The sequence below is a fragment of the Catellatospora sp. TT07R-123 genome, assembly GCF_018327705.1.
Lineage (GTDB): Bacteria > Actinomycetota > Actinomycetes > Mycobacteriales > Micromonosporaceae > Catellatospora.
This window is the reverse complement of record NZ_BNEM01000002.1, coordinates 573,686-597,711: the sequence shown is the minus strand read 5'-3', so window position 1 is coordinate 597,711 and position 24,026 is coordinate 573,686. Positions and strand designations below refer to the sequence as shown.

Genomic DNA, 24,026 nt, shown 5'->3' with positions numbered 1-24,026 from the left:
CCTGGCCGCCGTCGTGGTGGTGACGCTGTCATTGTCGCTAGCAGTTCCCGCCGGGGCAGTGCCGCCTGGTGACGACTTCCCGGTCTCCTGGCTGTGGTCGTGGCTGCGCCCCGGCTGGGCATGGTCGGACAACGACCCGCGGCTGCCGCAGCAGGCGGGGGGCAAAGGCGCACGCGACAGCCATTACACCTCAGCCGATGCCACCCAAGCCAACGGCGGGTCCGGTCGCAAGCCGGTGTCCGTCCCCGGCGCACTGGCAGCCGAGCAGCCGAGCAGCCGGACCCGAGCGGGCAGCCATGGACGACCCCGGCCTTGGACGGCGTCTTCGATGAGAAGACCAGTACCCGGCTAGCTGACAAATCCACGCGCAACAGCACCGCCTACCGCAACGCCGACGGTTCCTTCACCCGCAGACTGTTCACCGGCCCCGTCAACTACCGCGCCGGGGACGGCACCTGGACCCCGATCGACACCAAGCTGGCCAAACGTGGCGACGGCCGACTGCATGTCGCGGCCAACACAGTCGACACCTCGATCGCCGCCCAAACCACGCCTGGCACTGCGTGGGTGACATTGCCGCTTGCGGCTGACCAGTCGGTCGGGTTCTGGCTCGACGGCGCGGCCTCTGTCCAGCCGACGATCGAAGGTTCGACCGCGCTGTACCGCGATGTGCTGCCCTACACCGACGCCGAACTCGCCGCGACGCCGACCGTGGTCAAGGACACACTGATCCTGCGTTCCCCGCTGGCGGCCAACTCATGGCTTTTCCCGCTGCAGACGAAGGGTCTGACTCCGCGGATCGGCGCCGACGGCGGGGTCGAGTTCACCGACAGCACAGGCGTGGTCCGAGCCGGGATCCGGCCGGGCCACATGGAGGACTCCTACGTACGGCTGCCCAGCGGCGACCGCTCCTCTTCGGACGAGGTCACCTACACGCTGGAGGACCACGCGGGCGGGTACGCGCTGCGGGTGACCGCGAGCCGGCAGTGGCTGTCGGACCCGGCGCGGGTATACCCGGTGCGAGTCGACCCGCCGATCGAACCGATCAGCACCTACACCAGCGACGACGTGTTCGTCGACAACGACAGCAGCACCGGGACGTCGAAGCAGGACGGCGACGACCTGGCCGTCGGCTATGACGGCGAAGGTAAGGCCCGGTCGTTCATCCACTTCAACGATTTCGACGACCAGGGCTTCCTCGGCACACGCATCACCGGTGCGACGCTGAAGCTGTACCACACCTGGTCCTGGGACTGCGTCACCCACCTGCCGGTCTATGTGCACAAGGTGCTGCAGTCGTGGACGGTGAGCGCGCTCAAGCAGGACGACACCTACCCGGGCCCGTCCATCAGCAGCCCGATCGGCACGCTGCAGATCGACGACAACTACCCGGCCTGCCAGAACACGTCAGGCAACCGCAGCACCGGCGAGTGGCGCAGTGTCACGCTCAACCCGGCCACGTTCAACGACTGGTCGACCGGAGGAGCCAACAACGGCCTGGCCCTGACCGCCAGCGAGTCCAACGCGGCCGGGTGGAAGCGGTTCACCTCCGACAACTACGTCGGCGACGCGCTTAGCCCAGAACTGGTCCTCACCTACGCCCCGAACACGGCGCCGCAGGTGTCCGCCCAGTACCCGGCCAACGGGTACAACTCCCCGACCCTGACCCCGGAACTGCTTGCCACGGCGGTCGACCAGGACGCGTTCCCGAAGAGCCTCACCTACAAGTTCATCATCTTCGACAAGGACGCGGAGGTGCTCCACGAGTCGCAGGCGCAGAGCACCCGCAGCTTCCAGGTCCCGACCGGCCTGCTGAACTGGAACGAGACCTACCTGTGGACGGTCGTGGCCTCCGACGGGGCGCTGACCTCCGGGCAGACCATGAACGTGCTGCGCACGCCGGTGCCGCAGCCGCTGACGACCTCATCGCTGTCTAGCAACGGCGGCAAAGGCTTCGACCCGATGGCAGGCAACTTCACCACCGAGGCCACCGACGCCGTCGTCGCGACAGTCGGGCCGGCGCTGTCACTGACCCGGTCCTACAACAGCCAGGACCCGCGCACCAACGCGTTCGGTCGCGGCTGGGCAACCCTGGCCGACGCGAAAGTCACCGAGCGGGGCAGCGGCGGCGGCCGCACCGTGGTGGTGACCTACCCGTCAGGCCGAGAAGCCGGGTTCGGCCGCAACGCCGACGGCACCACCTTCACCGCCCCGCCCGGCCGCTACGAAAGCCTGCGCCAGATCAGCGGCGGCTACGAGCTGACAGAGAAGAACGGCACCGCCTGGACCTACACCAAGGTCCTCGCCACGGGCCAGTGGGCACTGACGTCGGTACGTGACATGCAAGGCCGCACCATGACGGTCACCTACACCGGTAACGAGCTGTACCAGCTGACAGCAGCGTCCGGTCGCAAGCTCACCTTCAACTGGTCGACGATCGCCGGGGCCAGCACCCGGCACGTCACCTCGGTCGTGACCGACAAGGCCGTAGCCAGCGACCCGACGTCCACACAGACCTGGAACTACAGCTACCTCGGCGACAAGCTCGCCGGGTTCTGCCCACCGACGACGACGACCGCGTGCACGTCCTACACCTATGAGACGAACTCGGTCGCCCAGGGCATGACGCTGAACATCGGCCCGCACTCCTACTGGCGGCTCAACGAGACCACCGGCGCGACCTCGGCGGCCAGCTCGGTGATCGCCAACGGGCAGACCGACCAGGGCACCTACGCCGGGTCGGTCACGCTCGGCCAGACCGGGCCGCTGGCCGGCGGGGCGACCTCGGCCGCCGGGTTCAACGGCAGCTCGGCACGGGTGGCGTTGCCGGCCGACCTGGCCAGCAACGCCACGTTCCAGTCGGTGAGCATGTGGTTCAAGACCACCACCGCCACCGACGGAGTGCTCCTCGGCCAGTCCTGGGACCCGGTCACCTCGTCGACCACCACCGGCGCCTATAACCCGACGCTGTACATCGGCGCCAACGGCAAACTCGTCGGCCAGTTCCCCACCGTGCCCAAACCCGAAACGGTCGGCAGCTTCGTCGGCTACGGCTCCGGCCGCTGCCTGGACGTCGAAGACGGACTAGCGGTCAACGGCGCCCGGCTGATGATCTACGACTGCGCAGGAGGCGCCGACCAGCAGTGGACCCTCACCGCCGCCGGTGAGCTGCGCACCACCATCGGCGGGGTCACCAAATGCGTCGACGCCCAAGCCGCAGGCCTGGTCGACGGCACCGACGTACAACTGTGGTCCTGCAACAGCGGCAACAACCAGAAGTGGGTCCCGCTGGCCGACGGCCGCATCATGGGCCTGCAGTCCGGCAAGTGCCTGGACGCCGAACTGAACCACACCACCAACGGCACCTACATCCAGCTGTGGTCGTGCGGCTCGGTCCGCAAGACCAACCAGGCCTGGTTCGCCACCACCCACTCCCCGCTACAGACCACCGGCTCGGTCGCCGACGGCCAATGGCACCACGTCGTCCTGACCGCCAACGGCACCAGCCAGACCATGTACGTCGACGGCACCTTCGTCGGCACCAAGTCCGACGCCGCGATCGCCGACATCGACCCGGTCTACAACTACCTCGGCGTCGGGTTCCTGGGCGGACAATGGCCCAACCAGACCCACACCAACACGATCAAGAACACCGGCACCCTGGACTACTTCACCGGCTCGATCGCCGAGGTCTCCGTATTCGACCGGCCGCTGGACGAGGAAGCCATCGCCCAGCTCTACCGGGCCCGCCAGTCCGTCGACCTGCTCACCAACGTGGGCAAGCCCCGCGGCGGCGCCTCCGCGCACGTCACCTACAACCCCAAGACCGGCATGCTCGCCACGGTCACCGACGCCCACGGCAGCGTATGGCAGACCAGCACGCCCGCACTCGAGCGCAGCGGCACCGCCTACGCCGGCGCTGTGCTCGGCGCGGCCCCGACCGACTACTGGCGCCTGGCCGAAACCGGCACCCTCACCGCCACCAACCAGGTCAACGGCCACACCGCCACGTACAACGTGGTCACCCTCAACAACACCGGCGGTCCGTTCACCGACACCAAGGTCGCCTCGTTCAACGGCACCACCTCCTACCTGCAAACCGGCACCGACGTGATCGCCCCCACCACGACCGGGTCGGTCGGCATGTGGTTCCAGACCAGCACCCCGGGACGGGTCCTGGCCGCCCACGACAACCGGCCCGTGCTGTGGATCGGCGCCGACGGACTTCTGCGCGGCGCCGCCCCCGGCACCGCGGCCACCGGTCCGATCACGTCCGTACCCGGTGGCGTCACCAAGTGCATGGACGTGTCCAGCAGCCACCCCGGCTGGGTGGTGATCCACACCTGCCACGGAGGCACCAACCAGAGCTGGACCCTGCAAGCCGACCAGACCCTGCGCTCGGGCGGCAAGTGCCTGCAGGTCGCCGGCACCGCCGCCGGATCACTGGCCACCGCCGTCACCTGCCCTACCACCCCGACGACCGCCCAGCTGTGGGAGTCCTACAACGGCGGCCTACGCAACCCGATCTCCGGCCGATGCCTGGACATCCCCTCCTCCTCGACCGTCGACCAGACCCAGATGCAGCTGTGGACCTGCAACGGCACCCCCGCACAGAAGTGGACCCAGGGCGTCACCGCCGCGAACCGTGTCGACGACGGCAAATGGCACCACGTCGTGCTGACCGGCACCGATACCGTGCAGACCCTCTACCTCGACGGGATCCCCGCGACCACTACCGACGCCTCAGCCCGCGCGGCGGCCCAGCCCGCCGCGCTGCGCGTCGGCGGCGGAGCCACCGGCAACGGCCTGGCCGGCCTAGGCGGCGGTACGACCAGCTATTTCAACGGCAAGATCTCCGACATCGCCGTCTACGCCACCGCGCTGACCAACGAACAGGTCAACGACCAGTTCACCGTCCGCGACACCAGCATCGACATCACCGGCGTCACTGCGGTCGTCACCGATCCCGCCAGCCAGCAGCTGACCTACATCCACGACACCAGCAACCGCATCGTCGCCGAGTCCGACGCCCTAGGCCACTTCACCCTGTACGGGTACGACACCGGCGGGTTCCTGCGCACCGTGACCGACCCCAACGGCAACATGTCGATCAACGAACACGACGTGCGCGGCAACACCCTGGCCACGACCACCTGCCAGGACCGGTCGGCCAACAAGTGCTCCACGACCTACTACGTCTACGACGGCTACCCCACCCGCGACGCCAAGGTCCTCACCCCCGACCCGCGCAACGACCAGGTCCTCGAGGTCCGCGACGTCCGCTCCAACTCGCCGACCGACAACCGGTACCTGACGACGTTCACCTACGACACCGCAGGCAACCGCACCGCCGTCACCAGCCCGGTCACCGACACCACCACCCGCACCAGCACCATCGCCTACACCGGCGCCAACACCGACGTAGCACTGGATCCGGCGACCTACGCCCCGACCAGTCCCGCCGTGTACGTCCCGGCAGGCCTGGCCAAGCAGTCGGTCAGCGCCACCGGCGCCGTGCAGACCAACGCCTACTTCGCCACCGGTGACGTCGCCCAGACCACCGACGCCACCGGCAAGATCACCCGCTACGCGTACGACGGCCTGGGCCGCACCACCAGCCAGACCGAGATCACCGAAACCTTCCCCGGTGGCCTGACCACCCAGCTGGGATACGACAAACTCAACCGCGTCACGACCGTCACCAGCCCCGGTGTCCTCAACCGGGTCACCGGCGCCGTACACACCGCGGTCATCACCAAGGTCTACGACGACGACGGCAACCTGCTGTCACAGACCGTCGACGACACCACCGGCAGCGACGACGACCGTTCCGTGTCGTCGACGTTCAACCTGCTCGGCCAGCAGCTGACCGCCACCGACGCCCGCGGCAAGACCAGCAGCTTCACCTACGACGAGTTCGGGCGCATCGAGACCCAGACCGCCCCCGACGGCACCGTCACCCGCACCGACTACGACCCCGCCGGCAACGTGCTGGACACCGTCATCGTCAACTGGACTGGCAGCCCCAACAACCCGCTGCCACTGCCCGTCGAACTGACCCTGCAGTCCAACACCTACGACCCCGCCGGCCGGCTCGCCTCCACCGTCGACGCCGACGGCTGGACCAACACCTACACCTACACCGACAACAACCTGCCCGCCAAGGTCACCCGCACCGACGGCACCAACACCTTCATCTACCAGCAGAGCACCTACGACAGCGCCGGCAACCTCATCGAACAGCTGACCAACAACGGCACCACCAAGACCACCTATACCGTCGACAACGCCGGACGCCGCACCAAGACCGTCGTCGACCCAGGCGGCCTCAACCGCACCACCGAACTCGTCTACGCTCTCAACGACACCCTGCTGGCCTCCAAGATCACCGACGGCGGCAGCGCCGTGGGCGAGTACGCCGAGTCGTTGTTCGACCCGGCCGGCCGACAGATCGCCAGCACCACCTACACGTCGACCGGCCTCACGCCGGTAGCCTGGTGGAAACTCGACGAGACCAGCGGCACCACCGCCGCCGACGCCTCCGGCAACTCCCCGGCCACCGCCACCGCCGTCACCTGGGCGTCGGGCAAAGCATCGTTCAACGGCACCAGCAGCTGGATCGGCAGCACCGGCCCGCTCATGGACACCACCGCCTCCTTCACCGTGTCGGCGTGGGTGAACCTCGCCGACAAGAGCGTCGACCGGGTCGTGGCCGCCACGACATCGGTCGACAGCGGCGCCATGAACATCCGCTACCAGAAGAGCAGCGACCGGTGGGTGTTCCAGATGCCGTCGGTCAGCGCCGCCCCGCAGACCTTCTACACCGCGACCTCCACCAGCGTGCCCGCCACCGGCGTCGACACCCACCTCACCGCCGTCTACGACGGCCCCGCCAAGCAGATGAAGCTGTACGTAAACGGCAGCCTCCAGGCCACCGTGTCCAACGTCGTCGCGTTCAACGACCACCTGTCCGACTTCCGCATCGGCCGCTCCCGCGGCGGCTACTTCTCCGGCAGCATCGACGACGTCCGCGTCTTCACCAAGGCCCTCGCCAGCACCGACGTCAGCGCCGTCTACAACAACACCGCACCGGCGAACCGCGTCATCCGCACCTACTACAGCCGAGACAACGCCGGCCTGGTCAAATCCGTGCGCGACCCCAACGGCAACACCACCGACCTGGCCTACGACGAAGCCGGCCGCGCCGTGGTCACCACCGCACCCGCGGTGCTCACCGAAACCTACGGCAACAGCCCCGTCCTGGCGCGCCCCGTCACCTCGGTCGGATTCGACACCTTCGGGCAGCAGACCCACAGCAAGGATCCGTTCGGCAAGGTCACCACCAACACGTACAACCACGGAGGCATGCTGCTGACCTCCACCGGCGCGGCCTACACCCCGCCCGGATCGGGCACCCCGATCACCCCGGTCGTCAGCAACACCTACGACACCCTGGGCCGGCTCAAGACCACCACCGACCCCCGCGGCAAAACGTCGACCAACAGCTACGACCAGCTCAACCGCGTTGCGTCGGTTACCGCCCCGGACGGCGGCATCACCCGCTACAGCTACACCAACACCGGCGCGCTGCTGCAGACCACCGACCCCACCGGTGCCGTCACCGCCGCCACCTACGACTACCTCGGCCGCTTGGACAACAGCAGCACCACCGAACGCCTCCCCAGCCCGGCGACGTTCACCACCGACTACCACTACAACGCCGCCGGCTGGCTGTACACCGTCACCAGCCCCCGCGGCGTCACCACCACCTACACCAGCTACAACGCCGCCGGCCAACCCCTGACCGTCACCGACGACGTCGGCAACGCCACCACCTACCTCTACGACACCGCAGGACGACGCACCCGCACCACAGCCACCGACGGCAGCTACACCCAAACCGACTACGACCTGGCCGGGCGGCCCACCGCCACCACCGAGGACGCCGCCACCGGGCCACTGGTCCGAACCACGTCGGCAACCTACGACAACGCCGGGAACGTCCTGTCGTCCACCGACGCCCGCGGCACGACCTCCACCTTCACCTACGACGCCACCGGGGCGCTGGTCAGCCAGATCCAGCCCGCCTCCGCCACCGAGTCGATCACCACCAGCTTCGGCCACGACCTCGCCGGCAACACCACCCGGTTCACCAACGGCCGCGGCGACGCCTTCTACACCACCTACAACCCGTGGGGCCTGCCCGAGTCCACCATCGAACCGGCCACCACCGCCTACCCCAACGCCGCCGACCGCACCCGCACCATCACCTACGACGCCGCAGGCAACCCCGTAACCCAGACCCTGCCCGGCGGCATCACCACGACCACCACCTACGACGACATGGGACAGGTCACCGCCCAGACCGGTACCGGCGCCGAAGCCACCACCGCCAACCGCAGCTACGGCTACGACCTCGCCGGACGCCTGACCACTCTGTCCGGACCAGGCGGCAGCAACACCCTCACCTACAACGACCGCGGCCAGCTCGGCTCCGTCACCGGACCCACCGGCAACTCGACCTTCACCTACAACACCGACACGCAGCTCGCCCTCCGCGACGACGCCGCAGGCCAGACCGCCTACGACTACGACAACGACGGCCGCCTGTCGACCATCACCAACAACGCCAACGGCGTAGCGGTCCAGTACGGCTACAACACCCTCTCCCAGCCGACATCAGTCAGCTACAGCAGCGGCAACACCCGCTGGATCAGCTACGACGGCCTGCACCGCATCACCACCGACGACCTGCGCACCCCAGGCGGCCCCACCGGCGGCACCTCCATCGCATCGATCAACTACACCTTCGACCTCAACAACAACGAAACCCGGAAGATCACCACCGGGTTCGCCGGAGCGGCCGACAACAACTACTCCTACGACCTCGCCGACCGGCTGCACACCTGGAACAACGGCACCACCACCACAACCTACGAGTACGACCGCGCCGGCAACCGCACGCAGGCCGGATCCCGCGTGTTCAACTACAACCAGCGCAACCAGCTCACCACCGACAACCAGGGCAACAGCTACACCTACACCGCACGCGGCACCCTGCGACAAAAGAGCACCGGCACCGTCGCGCTCGACACCCTCGCCGATGCCTACGGCCAGGTCGCCAAGCAGTACACCAGCGCCACCGCGTTCGAGCAGTACGACTACGACGGACTCGGACGCCTCATCAAGACCGGGTTCACCTACACCGGAACCGGAAACACCCTCGCCTCCGACGGAACCACCCTCTACACCCGCGGCCCGGCGGGCGGCGTCATCGGCGAAAAAACCGGCACCGACAAACGGCTCGCGTGGACCGACCTGCACACCGACGTGGTCGCGCAGTTCACCCCGACCGGGACCGCCCTGGCCGGATCGACGGCCTACGACCCGCTCGGCAAGACACTGGCCACCACGGCGATGACCGGCGGCCTCGGCTACCAATCCGAATGGACCGAAACCTCCACCGGCCGCGTCAACATGCACGCCCGCTGGTACAACACCGACACCGGACAGTTCGACACCGGCGACACCGTCGCCAACAGCCCCGTCCCCAACTCGATCAACGCCAACCGCTACGGCTACGCCAACGCCAACCCGCTGACCATCACCGACCCCACCGGCCACTACATCACCGAGTTCAGCGACGCCGTCTTCAACGACACCGGTGACTGGGACTCCCCAGGCCGAGCAGAACTGAACAACGCCCGCATACAGCGAGAAAAAGCCATCGACAAGATGCTCACGGACAAGCAGACCGCGATCATTAACTCGATGCCGTTCTGCCAGCGCCCTGGCGTCGCCGCCACACACAGCGAATGCCCGTTCGCGCAGACCTACGGCGGCAGCGGCTTCAACAGCCGCACCGGCGTGGGCAGCGGCTCCAACCCCAAGAGCTGCCCACACAGCAACTCCGACTGGACCTACGCCAACTGCACCACCGTCGCCACCGACGCCAACGGCAACGTCTACGTAAACGACGTCAAGATCGGCAACAAGAAGGACCTCGGCACCCTCACCATCGCCGGAATCGGCGCGCAGGTCGACAAGCTCATCACCAACTACGGCGGCGGCTACACCTACGAAGGCGACCGCCTCTTCCTACTCAGCCTCGTCATCGACGACGCCATATGGAACGCCGCCCAAGAACAACAGGCACAGGACGAACGCATCAGCAAAGCCAAGTGCGATGCGAGCGTCATCTGCTCATACGTCGAGCCAGCAACGTTCGTCCTCGGTCTGGCCGCCGGCATCGCCTGCGGAGCCATCTCTGCCGGCGCGCTCGCCGCGGTCTGCATGATCGGCACCTCGGCCGCCCTCAACGTCGCCACGGATGCGGCCAAGGGCAACATCCACTCGTGGCAGGACGCTGGCGTCTCGATGCTTTATGGCGGCGCGACCGGTCTGCTCAGCATGGCGACCGGCGGGCTCGGAGGCAAGATCGCATCGGGCCTGCTGTCCAGGGCCGGCGGTGGTCTGCTCACACGCATGGCGACTGGGGCACTGGGCGGTGCGCTGGGCGATGCTGGCTCCCAGTTCGTGCTGACAGGCCGCATCGACCCGCTCGGCATCGCCCTGGCCGCCGGATTCGGCGCGGCAGGTGGGTTCGGCTGCAAGCACAGCTTCGACCCATCCACCGAGGTACTGATGGCAGATGGTGCGCACAAGGCCATCAAGGATGTAGCCGTCGGCGATCGCGTGATCGCGACAGATCCGGAAACCGGTCACACAACGTCACAGCCGGTTACCGATCTACACCGCAATCTCGACACCGACCTGACTGACGTCACCGTCTCCACGGCAGCTCAGCCCGTTGGCGAGCACAGCGATGTCGATGGAAGCGAAGGCAGAAGCACCCGAGGGCCTACGACGGTCCTTCACACCACGAGTCACCACCCGTTCTGGGACGCCGCGACCGAGACATGGAAAGACGCGGCAGACCTGGTTCCTCACGAGTCTGTGCTGGTCAGTCCTGAGGGCAACACTCTCGTTGTCGTCAAGGTCCATAGCTACACCGGCGCCAAAGAGATGCGCGACCTCACAGTCGACGCTTTCCACACGTACTATGTCATTGCTGGCAGTACGCCTGTCTTGGTACACAACTGCCTAAAATCTGTGGCAGACGATCTCCAAACGCAAGCCGTCAACAATCAAACCGTTGGTCAAGCCGTACGAATTAACGCCGACGGAACAGTGAATAGACTCGGTAGTCCACTGGCGAGCGGTGGTAGTCCGCTGGCCCGGCAGGTTGCGGCCTACCTGGAAGGCATTGGAGTAAAGGGGCCGCACGATGGAAAGTATCCTTTCGTAGCGGCAGAGCATCCAGATACGCAGTTCGCCTACTTGCTGCGCAACAATAAAAGCGGGCAGACCTCCGCAGATGTCGTAATCACAAAAGTCGGCGGACCTTGTGAAGGTCCGTACTCTTGCAGCGTAGCCATACCCCGGATCCTCCCGGCGGGATGGTCGATGACGGTGCACTACCCTAATGCCTCGGGCGGGATGAGCAAGACGACCTATGACGGTATAGGATCGCAACCATAGCCTGAGGAGGCCCATCTTGATTCTGAACGTCTTTTTCCGTGACGGCGGTGCCTCTCGTGGTAAATGGCACCATGGCGAGACCAGGCATGAAATGCTTGACCTGGTCTCGCGAGTCATGGCTAATCTCGCGTTCGAAGATTCAGCGAGCCCTTGGGTGTCTCCTGGCGAGGACGCCTGGTTTTGCTTCGCAGAAACGCGTTACGAAAATGAAGGCGATGAGATTGCGCGTCGTCCAACCAGCTTCTTGCGTGTTTCGGTCAACAGGTCGACGCAGTTTGGCGCTCTCATCTGGTTTGCCGAGGGAGAACCTCTCCGCGATTCTGATGGATATGGCGATATTTGGGTCTCTGAGAATCCTGTGCCGCCCAGCTTTGACCCTCGAGTGGTTGCCGATCCAGGCTTTCCGACGTTCCATTCGCCTCGCAGCACTATTCAGGTCAGCGAAGTAGAGAATGCGCTATTGGAATTCTGTCGAGCGGGAACAGGCCGGAGGCCTCAGAGCATCCAGTGGGCCGAAGGCGATCTTGCCGGAAGAAGGGCCGACGAAACTAGATCGGACGTTGTTGACGGCATTTGTTTCGTCGACGATCCATGGGCCTAGCGCGATCTTAAAGGGACCTATGGTCGGTCAGGAAAACCTCTCTACATGAGGCGGGTGTGGCCGAGGCTGACGTGGTCGGCGGTCCGATCAGGGTTCACCCGGTAGTGGCAGTCCCCGCGTCGGGGCCGCCCGCGATCACGTACGTCATCTACCGCCAGGTCTTGCCGGCGCCGTTCATCAGGCCAGATGACCGAGTGAGACGGCCGCGTCACTGGATCGGCTGCACCCGGTCCGCGACACTGCAGGGTAGGGGTGACGGAGGGGGACACCGATGGCCGGCCGCCGGGTTCTGATCTCTGGTGCGAGCATCGCCGGTCCCGCGCTGGCCTACTGGCTGCACGAGTACGGGATGAGCTCGGTCGTCGTGGAGCGCCATGACGGTATCCGCCCGGGCGGTCAGACCGTCGACCTACGCGGGGCGGGACGCACCGTCGCCCGGCGGATGGGCATCGAGGAGGCGGTGCGGGCCGCCTCCACCGGCGAAGACGGGGTTGCTTTCGTCGACGCGCGCGACCGCGTCAAAGCGGCGTTCGCGGCGGCGGCGTTCGGCGGGGAGGGCTTCGTCGCCGAACTGGAGATCCTGCGCGGCGAGCTGGCCCGGCTGCTGTACGGCCGCACCCGCCAGCACACCGAGTACGTCTTCGGCGACCGCATCACCGCCGTCGACGATCGCGAGGACGACGTCTGGGTCTCGTTCGCGCGCGGGCCCGCGCAGTCCTTCGACCTGGTCGTAGCGGCCGACGGTATCGGCTCCACCACCCGCGGGCTGGTGTTCGGCGCTGAGGCGCGGGTGGTGCCGCTCGGCCTGTACACGTCGTATCTGACCATCCCCCGCGCCGCCTCCGACGGCTCGTGGGCGCGCTGGCACAACGCACCCGGCGGCCGGGTCGTCGCGTTGCGCCCGGACAACCTCGGCTCGACCCGGGCCCTGATGTCGTTCCTGTGCCCGCCCCGCGGCTACGAGCGGCTGCCCCCTGGTGAGCAGAAGGCGCTGCTGCGCCGCGTCTTCGCCGGCGTCGGCTGGGAGGCACCGCGGGTGCTGCGCGCACTCGACGGCGCCGAGGAGTTCTACTGCGAACTCGTCGGGCAGGTGCACGCGCCGCGCTGGAGCAGGGGGCGGGTCGCCCTGCTCGGCGACGCGGGATACTGCGCCTCACCCATCAGCGGCATGGGCACCAGCCTGGCCCTGGTCGGGGCGTACGTGCTGGCCGGCGAACTCGCCACCCGCACCGGGCACCGCGACGCGCTGCTGGCCTATGAGCGGGTCATGCGCCCGTACGTGGCCCAGGCCCAGCACCTGCCGCCGTTCACCCCACGCATCGCCCACCCCCGCAGCCGCCTGGGCATCGGGGTGCTCAACACGCTGCTGGCCACCGCCGCGAAACCGACCCTGCAGCGCCTCGCCCAACGCGTCCTGTCACCACCGGCCGACAAGATCGTCCTGCCGGACTACCACGGCCCGGCAGCAGCCTGACCCATCCCGACCGGCGACAGGCGGCGCCTCCGGCGGGATCAGGCATCGCGTATCGGCCCTCGACATCGACATCCGCATAGCCCGACCCTGGCCGTGGTCAGCCCCGAACCACCGGCCGCACCGCCTCGCCGCGGCCGTCGGCGGCCAGCGCGGCGGCCAGGGTCCGGCTCAGCGGCTCCGAAGGCGCCCCTTCCGCGGCGACGGCGTACACGAACCGGTCCGGGCGCAGCACAGCCAGCCCGGCACCATGCCGGGCGAACCACTGCGCCAGCCGCCCGTCCACGTCGGCCACCTCGCGGTAGTCGCCGTCGAACACACCCGGTGCGCTCCCCGCCGCGCACACCCGCACGAACCGCACCGGCAGGCCGCGCCAGCCCGGGTCGGCAGCCACGGCCGGACCCACCGCGGGCCCGACGACCGCGAACCCGTCCCCGAGCACCTCGTCCAGCGGCACCGTACCCACGCCGCCTGCCACGGCCACCTGCGGCTGCGGGAACATCGTCCCTGCCGGACGGCCGCCGACGTGCCAGCCGCGGCGGTGCACCGGCAGCGGCTTGAACTCGAACCGTCGCACGAAACGGCGCACCCGCGGCACGAGCTGCACCCCGCGCAGCACCACGTCGCGCAGTTTCGCCCCGGCCCGGCTGCGGGCCAGGAAGATCCGCCCCACCTGCACGGTGATCCGGGCCATCTCCTCGGTGTGCGGGCGCCGCTCCTGCTCGTACGTGTCGAGCAGCGGCTCACCGGCCCGCCCGCCCAAAACCAGGTCCAGCTTCCACACCAGGTTGACCGCGTCCCGCAGCCCGCTGCACAGACCCTGCCCCATGAACGGCGGCATCTGGTGCGCGGCGTCACCGAGCAGGAAGACCCGCCCGGCCCGCCACCGCTCGGCGACCAGGTGGTTGAACGTGTAGACCGCGGCCCGGCGCACCTGGAACCGCTGCGGGTCGACATACGGCGCCACCAGTTCGGCGACCGCCGCAGGCTGCTCCACCTGCGCGGCGGTCTCGCCGGCACGCAGCATGAACTCCAGCCGGTAGCCGCCGTCGGCCGCGGGCGACACGAACGCCGGCCGCCGCCAGTCACACACGAACCGCGTCCGGTCCAGCCGCACCGCGTCCGGCGGCAGGTCGCCGGACACGGCCAGCCACGGCTCCTCATACTTCGAGCCGCGCAGCTCGATACCGGCCAGAGCCCGGGTGGTGCTGCGCGCTCCGTCGCAGCCGAGCACATACCTGGCCCGCACCTGCCGGGTGCGGCCGCCGGTCAGGTCACGCAGCCGCGCGGTCACACCGTCGGCGTCGGCGTGCAGGGCCTCCAGCGCCACCCCGAGCCGCAGTTCCACGTGCGGGAACCGGCCCAGCCCGGCCCGTAGCGCCTGCTCCAGCCGGGGCTGGTCGAAGAACTGCAGCGGCGGGTAGCCCAGACCGAAGTCCACGTCGGACAGCGTGATCTGCGCGAACGGCCGGCCGGCGCCGTCGGTGTAGTCGACCAGCCCGGCGCTGCGCATCCCGTCGCGCACCTCGGCCAGCAGGCCCGCCTGCTGGTAGATCCGCAGCGCCTCGTCGTCACAGGAGAAGGCGCGGGGCTGGCCGTGCGGTTCGAGGCTGCTCTCCACCACCAGGGTGGTGACGCCGCGCCTGCCCAGCAGGTTCGCGGTGAGCGCGCCGACAGGACCGCAGCCGACGACGAGCACCTCGACGTCGGCCTGGCTCACGGGGGTGGACACGGGTTCTCCTTCACAGGTCAGCGAACACGACGTGCCCAGTACATCCGCCGCCCGTGGAGGCGACGTGGAGCCCGCGTGGAGCGGCCCCTCCACACGGCCACGACCTCAGGCGGGCGGCGACACCGCCGCGACACGCCCGGCGAGCAGCCAGGCGCCCTGCTCGGCGGCGACGGCGGCAGCGGCGGACAGGCCGGCCGGGTCGCCCGTGGCCAGCGCCCGCACCCGCAGCAGTTCCGCGAGGAACACCCGCTCGCCGGTCTGGTCGGCCAGGTCCAGGCCCTCCTGGGCGAGCCGGGCCGCGCCCGCGCGGTCACCGACGGCCAGGTGGGCGTTGGCCATCGCGCCCAAGGAGACGGTGCGGGTGGCCCGCAGCCCCAGCCGGTACAGCCCCTCGTATGCCGTGCGCATCCGCTCCCGCTGGGCGAGGTCCCCGGCGTACACGGCCGCCCACGCCGCGAACAGCTCGGCGGTGGTGACGAAATGCGGCATGCCGTACGCGACGCCCAACTCCCGGAACCGGCGCGCGGCGGCGTGGCCCCGCACCGGTTCCAGCTCCTGCCACTCCAGCCACGCCGCGTACAGGCGGGCGTTGGCCCGGCCGTACGGGTCATCGAGCCGCTCGGCCAGCGCCGCAGCTGCCACCAGGTCCGCTTCGGCGGCGGCCCGGTCCCCGCGCAGCGACCGCACCAGCGCCCGGAAGTTGTACGCCGCCAGCGCCGGCCGCCGGGCCACCTCCCGCCCCAGCACCTGCGGGTCCATCCCGGTCAGCAGTTCCGCCGAGGTCGTCAGGTGCTGCTCGGACTCGGCCAGCCGCCCCAGGAAATAGTAGGCCGCACCCAGCAGGTACGCGCCGGCGGCACGAGTCAGCGGCAGGTCGTCGGCGGCCAGCGGCGCCGCCAGCTCCAGGCAGATCGCGTATTCGGCCCGGTTGGCGGCCAGCTCGCCGAGCATCCACCGCGCCGAGGACAGGTCCGCCCCCGGCGGCACCCGGCCCAGCAGCTCCCGCGCCCGCGCGCAGACCCGGTCCACGGCGTCGCTGCCGATCCCGACCGTGACCTGCAGCAGCGCCGCCCGCCGCAGCTGCACCGCCAGCTCTTCGCCTGCTGTCCCGTTCTGCCCGGCCAGCCGTGCCGCGGCGAGGTCGAGGTGCGCCAGCGCATCCACGTAGGCCAGCCGCCGGGTCGCGTCGTCGGCCGCCCGCAGCAGCCACCGCAGGTGCTCATCCGCATATCCCAGACTCGCCGCGTGCCCGTAGTGGTAGGCGATCTCCGCCGACGCCGCCCCGCCCAGCCGCTCCTGCGCCGCAGCCAGCCGCGCATGCAGCACCGCCCGCCGCGGCGGCGCCAGCACCGCATAGCCGACCTCGGCGAACAGCGGATGGGTGAACCCGATCCGCCCCGGCCCCGTCTCGGCCACCAGCCGCTGCGCATACGCGGGCAGCAGCGCGTCGGCCGCCTCCGCCGCGGGCACACCCAGCACCTCGGCCACCACAGGCACCGCCAGATCCTGCCCGGCGACTCCGAGCACGTCCAGGCAGCCGCGCGCCGGGCCCGGCAGGGCGTCCAGCCGCAGCCGCAGCGTGTCCCGGACGGTCGGTGGCAGCTCGCCCGTTCCACCGTGGCGCAGCACCTCGACGGCGAAGAACGGGTTGCCTGCCGTCCGGGCCAGCAACGCGCCGACCGCGTCCGGGTCCGGTTCGACACCCGTCTCCTGGCGCATCAGCACTGCCAGCGCCGCCTGGTCCAGCCCCGACAGGTCCAGCCGGGCGAAGCCCGGCGTGCGGGCCAGCTCCGCGACCGCCGCGACCAGGCCGGGATCGTGCTCGTACGGCCGCGAGGTCGCGACCAGCAGCGCCCGGGTCGGCGCGAGCGCCCCGGCCAGGTACCGCAGCAGCAGCAGCGAATCGGGATCAGCGGCGTGCAGGTCATCGAGCACCACGAACAGGCCGGATGTACGGGCCGCGGCGTCGATCAGGCGCGCCACCGCCTCATACAGGCGAAACCGTGCCGCCGGATCGGCGGGCGCCTCAGCCGGAGCGTGCGCGCCCAGCGCGGCCAGCGCACCCGCGGCAGCCGCCTCCCCGGCGCCCGGCACCGCGGCCAGCTCCCGCACCACCTGGATCCACACCCAGAACGGCGGGGCCTGCCCCACCGCGGGACAGCGTGCCCACACCACCGGGACGCCGCCCTGAGCAGCCGCCGCGGCGGCACGCGTGACCAGGGTGGTCTTGCCCACGCCCGCCTCACCCGCCACCAGCGCGCCCCGGCCCGCCCCGCCGATCGCGCCGGCAGCCGCCGCGGCCAGCACCTCCAGCTCCGCCACCCGGCCGAGCAACGGCGGCACGGCGGCCCGCGGCGCGGCCGGGCGCGCGGTGCCCCGCGCCGCAGCGTCCAGCGACGGGTCCTGCGCGAGAACCGCCAGGTGCACCGCACGCAGCCGCTCGCCAGGGTCCAGGCCGTACTCACCCGACAACAGGCGGTGGCCCTGCGTGAACACCTCCAGCGCCTCGGCCTGCCGCCCGCTGCGATACAGCGCCAGCATCAGCTGCGCCCGCGCATCCTCGCGCAGCGGGTGCGCGGCCACGAACGACTGCAACTCGGCCAGCACCCGCTGGTGGCCGCCGGCCTCGACGGCCGCCGTGAGCCTGCCCTCGGCCGCCTGCACCCGCAAGCCCAACAGGCGCGCCACCTCAGGTTGGGCGGCGGCCAGCCCGGCGACGTCAGGCAGCGGCTCGCCGCGCCACAGGCCCAGCGCCGCGGCCCAGTCACGCTCGGCGGCGTCCGCGTCACCGGTGGCGTACGCGGCGGCGGCCCGCCCGGACAGCGCCTCGAACCGGGTCAGGTCGACGTCGTCGGGGCCGATGGCGAGCTGGTAGCCGCCGTCCCGGCTGACCAGCACCTGGGGCTCGGCACCGGCGGCCCGGCCGGGTTCCAGCGCGCGGCGCAGCCCCGCGACATGGGTACGCAATGTCGTCTCGGCGCTGGGCGGGGGAGCGCCGTCCCACAGCGCCTCGGCCAGCCAGCCGGCGGACGCGAAGCGACCGGGCCGGATCAGCAGCAGGGTCAGCAGCGCCCGCTGCCGGCCGCTGCCGATCGTCACCTGCTCGCCGCCGCGCCGCACCTCCAACCGGCCCAGCACGCCCAGGCGCAGCCGCAGGGCGGACGGGGGCGCGGTCATGAGGCGGGACTGTCCACGGGCGACATCTTAGGAGAATGCCGCCCGTGACCGACCCCGGACCGGCGGGCGCAAGCCGTGACGCCTCACGAGTCTGGCGAACTGAGCAGCCGAAAGACCGCAGGATGCGGAGCGGGCCGATGCCGCATCGGGTCCGTTTCGCCCGCGCCTGACCGGGCATGTGGCCCAGCGAAGGAACACATCCGACCTGTGAAGGGGAAACATCGTGGATATGGGGAGGGTGCTGACCGACACCGTCAGGTCGATAGCCCTGTTCTTGCCGAAGGCGCTGGCGTTCGTGGGGATCCTCGTGCTGGGCTGGCTCGCCGCCCGCGCCGTTCGCATGCTCACCGACAAGGTCCTGGAGCGGGTGTCGTTCGACCGGCTGGCCGAACGCGGTGGAGTGGCCGCGTTCCTGGCCCGCGGCCGCTACGACGCCTCGGACCTGGTCGCACGCCTGGTCTACTACGCCGTGCTGCTGTTCACGCTGCAACTGGCGTTCGGGATCTGGGGACCCAACCCGGTCTCCGACGTGATCAACGCCGTCGTGTCGTGGCTGCCCCAGGCGTTCGTCGCGATCCTGATCATCGTGGTCGTCTCGGGTATCGCCTCGTGGGTCAAGGACATCGTGTCCAGCGCGCTGGCCGGCCTTTCCTACGGCCGTACGCTGGCCAATGTCGCGTCGGTGTTCATCATCGGCCTGGGCGTCATCGCCGCGCTCAACCAGGTCGGCATCGCCACCAGTGTCACCACCCCGATTCTGATCACGTTCCTCGCGACCGTCGGCGGAATCCTCATCGTCGGGGTGGGTGGCGGCCTGATCCGCCCGATGCAGGCTCGCTGGGAGGGCATGCTGCAGCGGGTGCAGACCGAATCGGGGCGGGTGGCCGAGCACGCCCGCGCCTACACCGCCGGCCAGGCGGACGCCACCCAGCTCATCGGCCAACGCACCTCGACGGTCTACCAGTCGCCTACGGCGACGGCGGAGCCGGAGCCGCCGGTCTTCCTCGAGCAGGCCATGGCCGCTGGCGACGAGAGCGCGCAAGCGGATGTCGACGCGGTCGCGGTGGGCGACGACGTCACACAGAAACTGCGGATGCCCGACGACGGCCACCGCGGTCGTTGAGCACCGGGCCGAGGTGACGCAGGGGCGTCACCTCGGCCGCACCGGACATCTAGCCGAGTGAAAGAGGTTGCCATGTTCCTGCGATGCTTTGCCGGCGTCGCGTTGACCGAGGCCGAGTATGTGTTCCTCGCTGAGCTGCCGCAGGCGCAGTACCAGTTGCCGCACCGGGTGACCTGCGATCTGGAACACGGCCACGACAGCGATCACATCGCGTTCTGCCAGAGCATCGGCGCCGACGAGGAGGCGGCGTGGTGGATCACCTGGAACAGCGACCGACGGATGAGGTCGCTGGTCGAGCTGCCCTTCTGCTGCGACGACTGCATCGCGGCCGACGCCTGCCTGCTTCCCGACGGACACCCGGGCCGCCACAGCTTCGAGCTGACGACCCTCCTTGTGCCACCGTCCGACCTCGATCTGCTGCGACCGGTGCGCTCATCGACACCATGATCGGAACGGGTTGTTTACGGCCCGATGCCGTGGGGCAGTGCATTGTCGTAGCGGATTCCTAGGCGCAAGGGAGAAGGACATGACCGTCGCCGGCATCATCTCGGCCATCATCGTGGGCCTGGTCATCGGCGCGCTGGGACGCCTGGTCGTTCCCGGCCGGCAGAACATGCCGATCTGGCTGACCATCGTCGTGGGCATCGTTGCCGCGCTGATCGGCACCGCCATCGCCCAGGCCGTGGGAGTGGCTGTCACCGACGGGATCGACTGGATCGAACTCGTCTTCCAGATCGGCCTGGCCGCGCTGGGTGTGGCGCTCATCGGTGGCGTCCGAGGCCGTTCTTCGATCTGACCCACTCATCGACCTCTCGGCCCGCGGCGACCCGCCGCGGGCCGAAACCTTCTCCTCAGGCGAGAACCGCAGCCGTCCCGCAGCCCGCGCATTCGTGCACTGTCCGGTTCCCGGCAGCGGATACGGGGGCCGGGAGCGACCTGCGGATGTCCTGTGCGGCAACAGATCGCTGTGGATAAAGGCACGTTTCCGGGCGTCGTACGGTGTGCTAGGAACTGTGCCATGGATCTCAATGCACTGCTCTCGGAGGAGGGCCGTATCGATCCACCAGCCCTCTACGCCCGTCTGCACCGTGCGGGCGACGCCGTGGCGGTGGACGGCGGCGTGCAGGGCTACGCCGTGGCGGTGCACGGATTCGACGCTGTTGCGCAGGTGCTCAAGGACAGCCGGTTCCGGCAGCTGGACGCGGCGTACCTGGACCTGACCACGCCGCAGTGGCGGCGGCACCCGGCGCTGTGGATGCTGCGGGAATCGATGTTCTTCACCGATGGCCCGGTCCACGACCGGGTCCGGCAGATGATCGGGGGGGCGTTCACCGCGCGGCGGGTCAACGCGATGGAGGACGCCGTCGCGGCGCTGACCGACCGCCTGCTGGACCGGCTGGCGGAGCTGGCCGCCGACGGCCCGGTCGAGTTCATGGGCGAGTTCGCCTACCTGCTGCCCAGCAGCGTGATGGCGCAGATGCTGGGCGTGCCGCAGGAGGATCTGGCCTGGTTCCGGCCGCGGGTGCTGGCCATCGGCGCGATCCTCGAACTCGACGGCGGGACCTGGCGCAACATGGTCCGCGCGGACACCGCGGCCAGGGAGCTGAGTGCGTACTTCACCGAGCTGGTCGCCAAGCGGCGGCAGGATCCGCGCGACGACCTGATCAGCCTGCTGGCCGCCGAGGACCTGAGCGACGAGGGCCTCGTCGCGAACCTGATCACGACGTTCAACGCCGGGTTCGTGACCACCACCCACCTGCTCGGCAACGGGCTGACGATGCTGCTGGAACGCCCCGAGCTGCGGGCGGGGCTGACCGCGGGCAACGTCGCGTCCTACGTGGACGAGATGATCCGGTTCGAGCCGCCGGTGCAGATCCTGGTCCGCTGGGCGCCGCAGGACGCCGACGTCCAGGGGCTGCCCGTCATGGCCGGGGAGGCGGTGCTGGTCATGATCGGCGCGGCCAACCGCGACCCGGCGCGCTTCGCCGACCCGGACCGCTTCGACCCGACCCGGCCCGACGCGGGCTCGCTCAGCTTCGGCCTAGGTCCGCACTACTGCCTCGGCGCGGCGCTGAGCCGCCTGGAGGGGCAGGTCGCGTTCCCGGCGCTGTTCGAGCGGTTCCCGAAGCTGGCGCTGGCCGAGCAGGTGAGCGGCGCGCCCAAGCCGCTGATCCTGCGCGGGCACGACACGCTGGCGGTGTCCTGCCATGGCTGATGAGCACTACGTCCGCAGCGGGCTGGCACGGTTCGCCGAGTACGGCGACGCCGAGGCGATCGTGCACGGCGACCGGCGGATCACCTACGTGCAGCTGCGCTCTGCCGTGCTCGGCATGGCCGGGCGGCTGCGGGAGCACGGGGTGCGGCCGGGTGCGGCGGTGGCGGTGCTGGCCGGCAACCGGCCCGAGTCGGTGTGCGCGCAGCTGGCCCTGCACCTGCTCGGCTGCCGGTCGGTGTGGATCGCGCCGAACGCCCCGCCGAGCCTGAGCGCCGAGTACCTCGGGCTGGCCGAGGTCGACGCGTTCGTCTACGACGCGCGTACCCACGCCGAACCGGGCCGGGAACTGGCCCGGCAGGCGCCGGACCTGCCCGTGCTGTGCTTCGGCGCGGGCGGCGCGGGGCCGGACGTGACCGGCCACGGCGGTGCCGTGCTGCCGCCGACGCCGGACACCGAGCCGCAGTCGCTGTTCCAGACCGGCGGGACCACCGGCCGGCCGAAGCTCGTGCATCACCGCCACGACTTCTTCGCCAACGTGTACGCGGCCGCGCAGCGGCAGCTCGACTCCGGCGGCCCGCGGCTGCGGCAGCTGGCCGTGGCCGGGTTCTGGCACTCCAGCCAGCAGGCCTCCGGCTTGATCACGCTGTTCAGCGGCGGGGTGCTGGTCCAGCACGACGGCTTCGACGCCGGGGAGTTCCTGGCCACGGTGCAGCGGGAGCGGATCACTGTGGCGACGCTGCCACCGCCCATGCTCTACCAGGTGCTCGACCACCCGGACCTGGCCGCCGCCGACATCTCCAGCCTGAGCATGCTGTCCTGCGCGGGCAGCGCGATCGCCCCGTCGCGGCTGGCGCAGGCCGTGGCGCGGTTCGGGCCGGTGCTGCTGGTCGCGTACGGGATGAGCGAAGCGACCCTGATCGCCGCGTATCCGGCCGCGCAGCATGACCCGGACCGTCCCGAGCGGCTGGCCTCGTGCGGCAGGCCCGTCGGCACGTCCCGGGTCGAGATCCGCGACGGCGACGGCAGGCCCGCCGCGCCCGGTGAGGTCGGGCAGGTGTGGGCCGCCGCCCGCCTGATGACCTCCGGGTACTGGGGCCAGCCCGAGCTGACCGCGCAGACCCTGGTCGACGGGTGGCTGAACACCGGCGACCTGGGCTACCTCGACGACGACGGCTACCTGTTCCTGGTGGACCGGGCCAAAGACATGATCGTGACGGGGCTGACCTCGTCGAACGTCTACTCGCGCACGGTCGAGGACGTGCTGGCCGCGCATCCGGCCGTACAGGCCGCCGCGGTGATCGGCGTGCCGGACGAGCGGCTCGGCGAGGCGGTGCACGCAATAGTGCAACCGTTTCCCGGCGTCGACGTCGAGACAGACGAATTGCGGCAATGGTGTGTGGAGCGACTCAATTCGTTGTGGGCGCCGCAGACGGTGGAAATCGCGCGACGCCTTCCGCTGACCCCGCTGGGCAAGGTCGACAAGGTGGAGCTCAAGGCCAGGCATCGTGCGGCGAGGGCGTCGGTGTCGCCGCAGAGTGCGCTCTGACGCGTGTAGGACAGGGCCTATGGGGCGCTGTATTTCCATGTAACAATGGCTTGCGCGAAGGAGCAAGATCTTCGCCGTAATCGTCCTATTCGGGCGCAATTACACGGAGGCAAGGCCGCTCATGTTCCGCACCACGCTCAGGTCCAGGGTTCACCGTGCCACCGTCACCCGGGCGGAGCTGCACAACGTGGGATCGCTGGAACCGGATCTGATGGACGCGGCGGACCTGCTGCCCGGCGAGCTGATCCACGTCCTCGACGTGACCGGCCGCATCGCCCCGGTACACAACGATCCCGCCGCCTGACCCATGACCGACCGGCACCACGTCGCCATCGTCGGCAGCGGCTCGCCGGCGACCCCGATCTGCCAGTCCCTGGCGTCGCTCGCACCACGGGGCGGCACTCTGATCGAGGTCACCGTGTTCGCCCGTGACCTCGACGCGGTCGGGGCGATCGTCCACGACTGCCGCAGCCCGGGATCAACGCGCGGGCCGGGCACGCCGCGGCACGGCTGCTGATCGACCTGGTGACCGGCGCCGACGTACACACCAGCCTGCCGGGTCCGCTCGGGCTGCCAGCGGCTGCGGGCCACAAGCCCGACCGCCAACTGACCGAACCCCA

General features: G+C 69.7%; 11 protein-coding genes and 1 pseudogene. 10 read left to right on the top strand and 2 right to left on the bottom strand.

Annotation, left to right across the window (positions count from 1 at the left end):
- The first annotated feature begins 312 nt into the window (after window positions 1-312).
- The 3 genes from Cs7R123_RS40795 to Cs7R123_RS22925 all read left to right on the top strand — a co-directional run bounded on the left by Cs7R123_RS40795 (window position 313) and on the right by Cs7R123_RS22925 (window position 13,616).
- Window positions 313-11,541 carry a ricin-type beta-trefoil lectin domain protein gene (locus Cs7R123_RS40795; RefSeq protein ID WP_212829773.1) on the top strand — a complete coding sequence of 3,743 codons (11,229 nt, stop codon included), beginning with the start codon at window positions 313-315 and terminating at the stop codon, window positions 11,539-11,541.
- 16 nt (window positions 11,542-11,557) lie between these two features.
- On the top strand, window positions 11,558-12,142 hold the full coding sequence (locus Cs7R123_RS22930; protein ID WP_212829772.1) for an Imm1 family immunity protein: 585 nt from the start codon (window positions 11,558-11,560) through the stop codon (window positions 12,140-12,142).
- Window positions 12,143-12,413: 271 nt separating this feature from the next.
- A complete protein-coding gene (locus tag Cs7R123_RS22925) occupies window positions 12,414-13,616 on the top strand; it encodes an FAD-dependent monooxygenase (RefSeq protein WP_212829771.1) in 1,203 nt (400 codons plus the stop codon).
- 97 nt (window positions 13,617-13,713) lie between these two features.
- On the opposite strand, the gene Cs7R123_RS22920 is transcribed toward Cs7R123_RS22925, so the two are convergent.
- Together Cs7R123_RS22920 and Cs7R123_RS22915 are read right to left on the bottom strand one after the other, a co-directional pair.
- Window positions 13,714-15,345: a bifunctional 3-(3-hydroxy-phenyl)propionate/3-hydroxycinnamic acid hydroxylase gene (locus Cs7R123_RS22920; RefSeq protein WP_244872089.1), complete on the bottom strand. Its 1,632-nt coding sequence runs from the start codon at window positions 15,343-15,345 to the stop codon at window positions 13,714-13,716.
- A gap of 105 nt (window positions 15,346-15,450) precedes the next feature.
- Window positions 15,451-18,522: an AfsR/SARP family transcriptional regulator gene (locus Cs7R123_RS22915; RefSeq protein WP_244872088.1), complete on the bottom strand. Its 3,072-nt coding sequence runs from the start codon at window positions 18,520-18,522 to the stop codon at window positions 15,451-15,453.
- Window positions 18,523-18,751: 229 nt separating this feature from the next.
- Here Cs7R123_RS22915 and Cs7R123_RS22910 point away from each other — a divergent pair, with 229 nt between their 5' ends.
- The 7 genes and pseudogenes from Cs7R123_RS22910 to Cs7R123_RS22880 all read left to right on the top strand — a co-directional run bounded on the left by Cs7R123_RS22910 (window position 18,752) and on the right by Cs7R123_RS22880 (window position 23,923).
- The gene (locus Cs7R123_RS22910; protein ID WP_212834428.1) at window positions 18,752-19,645 is read left to right on the top strand and encodes a hypothetical protein; all 894 of its coding nucleotides are present in this window, start codon (window positions 18,752-18,754) and stop codon (window positions 19,643-19,645) included.
- Between the two features lie 72 nt (window positions 19,646-19,717).
- Entirely contained in the window at window positions 19,718-20,092 is a 375-nt protein-coding gene (locus tag Cs7R123_RS22905) for a hypothetical protein (RefSeq protein WP_212829770.1), read from the top strand.
- Between the two features lie 79 nt (window positions 20,093-20,171).
- On the top strand, window positions 20,172-20,441 hold the full coding sequence (locus Cs7R123_RS22900) for a GlsB/YeaQ/YmgE family stress response membrane protein (RefSeq protein WP_212829769.1): 270 nt from the start codon (window positions 20,172-20,174) through the stop codon (window positions 20,439-20,441).
- A 222-nt stretch (window positions 20,442-20,663) separates the two neighbouring features.
- Window positions 20,664-21,860 (top strand): cytochrome P450, encoded by a 1,197-nt coding sequence (locus Cs7R123_RS22895; protein WP_212829768.1) that lies wholly within the window; start codon window positions 20,664-20,666, stop codon window positions 21,858-21,860.
- The gene (locus Cs7R123_RS22890; protein ID WP_212829767.1) at window positions 21,853-23,406 is read left to right on the top strand and encodes an AMP-binding protein; all 1,554 of its coding nucleotides are present in this window, start codon (window positions 21,853-21,855) and stop codon (window positions 23,404-23,406) included. Before Cs7R123_RS22895 ends, Cs7R123_RS22890 begins: the two co-directional genes overlap by 8 nt.
- Window positions 23,407-23,527: 121 nt before the next feature.
- Window positions 23,528-23,671, top strand: a pseudogene (locus tag Cs7R123_RS22885) (aspartate 1-decarboxylase); the annotation flags it as partial.
- 42 nt (window positions 23,672-23,713) lie between these two features.
- Window positions 23,714-23,923 carry a hypothetical protein gene (locus tag Cs7R123_RS22880; RefSeq protein ID WP_212829765.1) on the top strand — a complete coding sequence of 70 codons (210 nt, stop codon included), beginning with the start codon at window positions 23,714-23,716 and terminating at the stop codon, window positions 23,921-23,923.
- The last annotated feature ends 103 nt before the right edge of the window (window positions 23,924-24,026 follow it).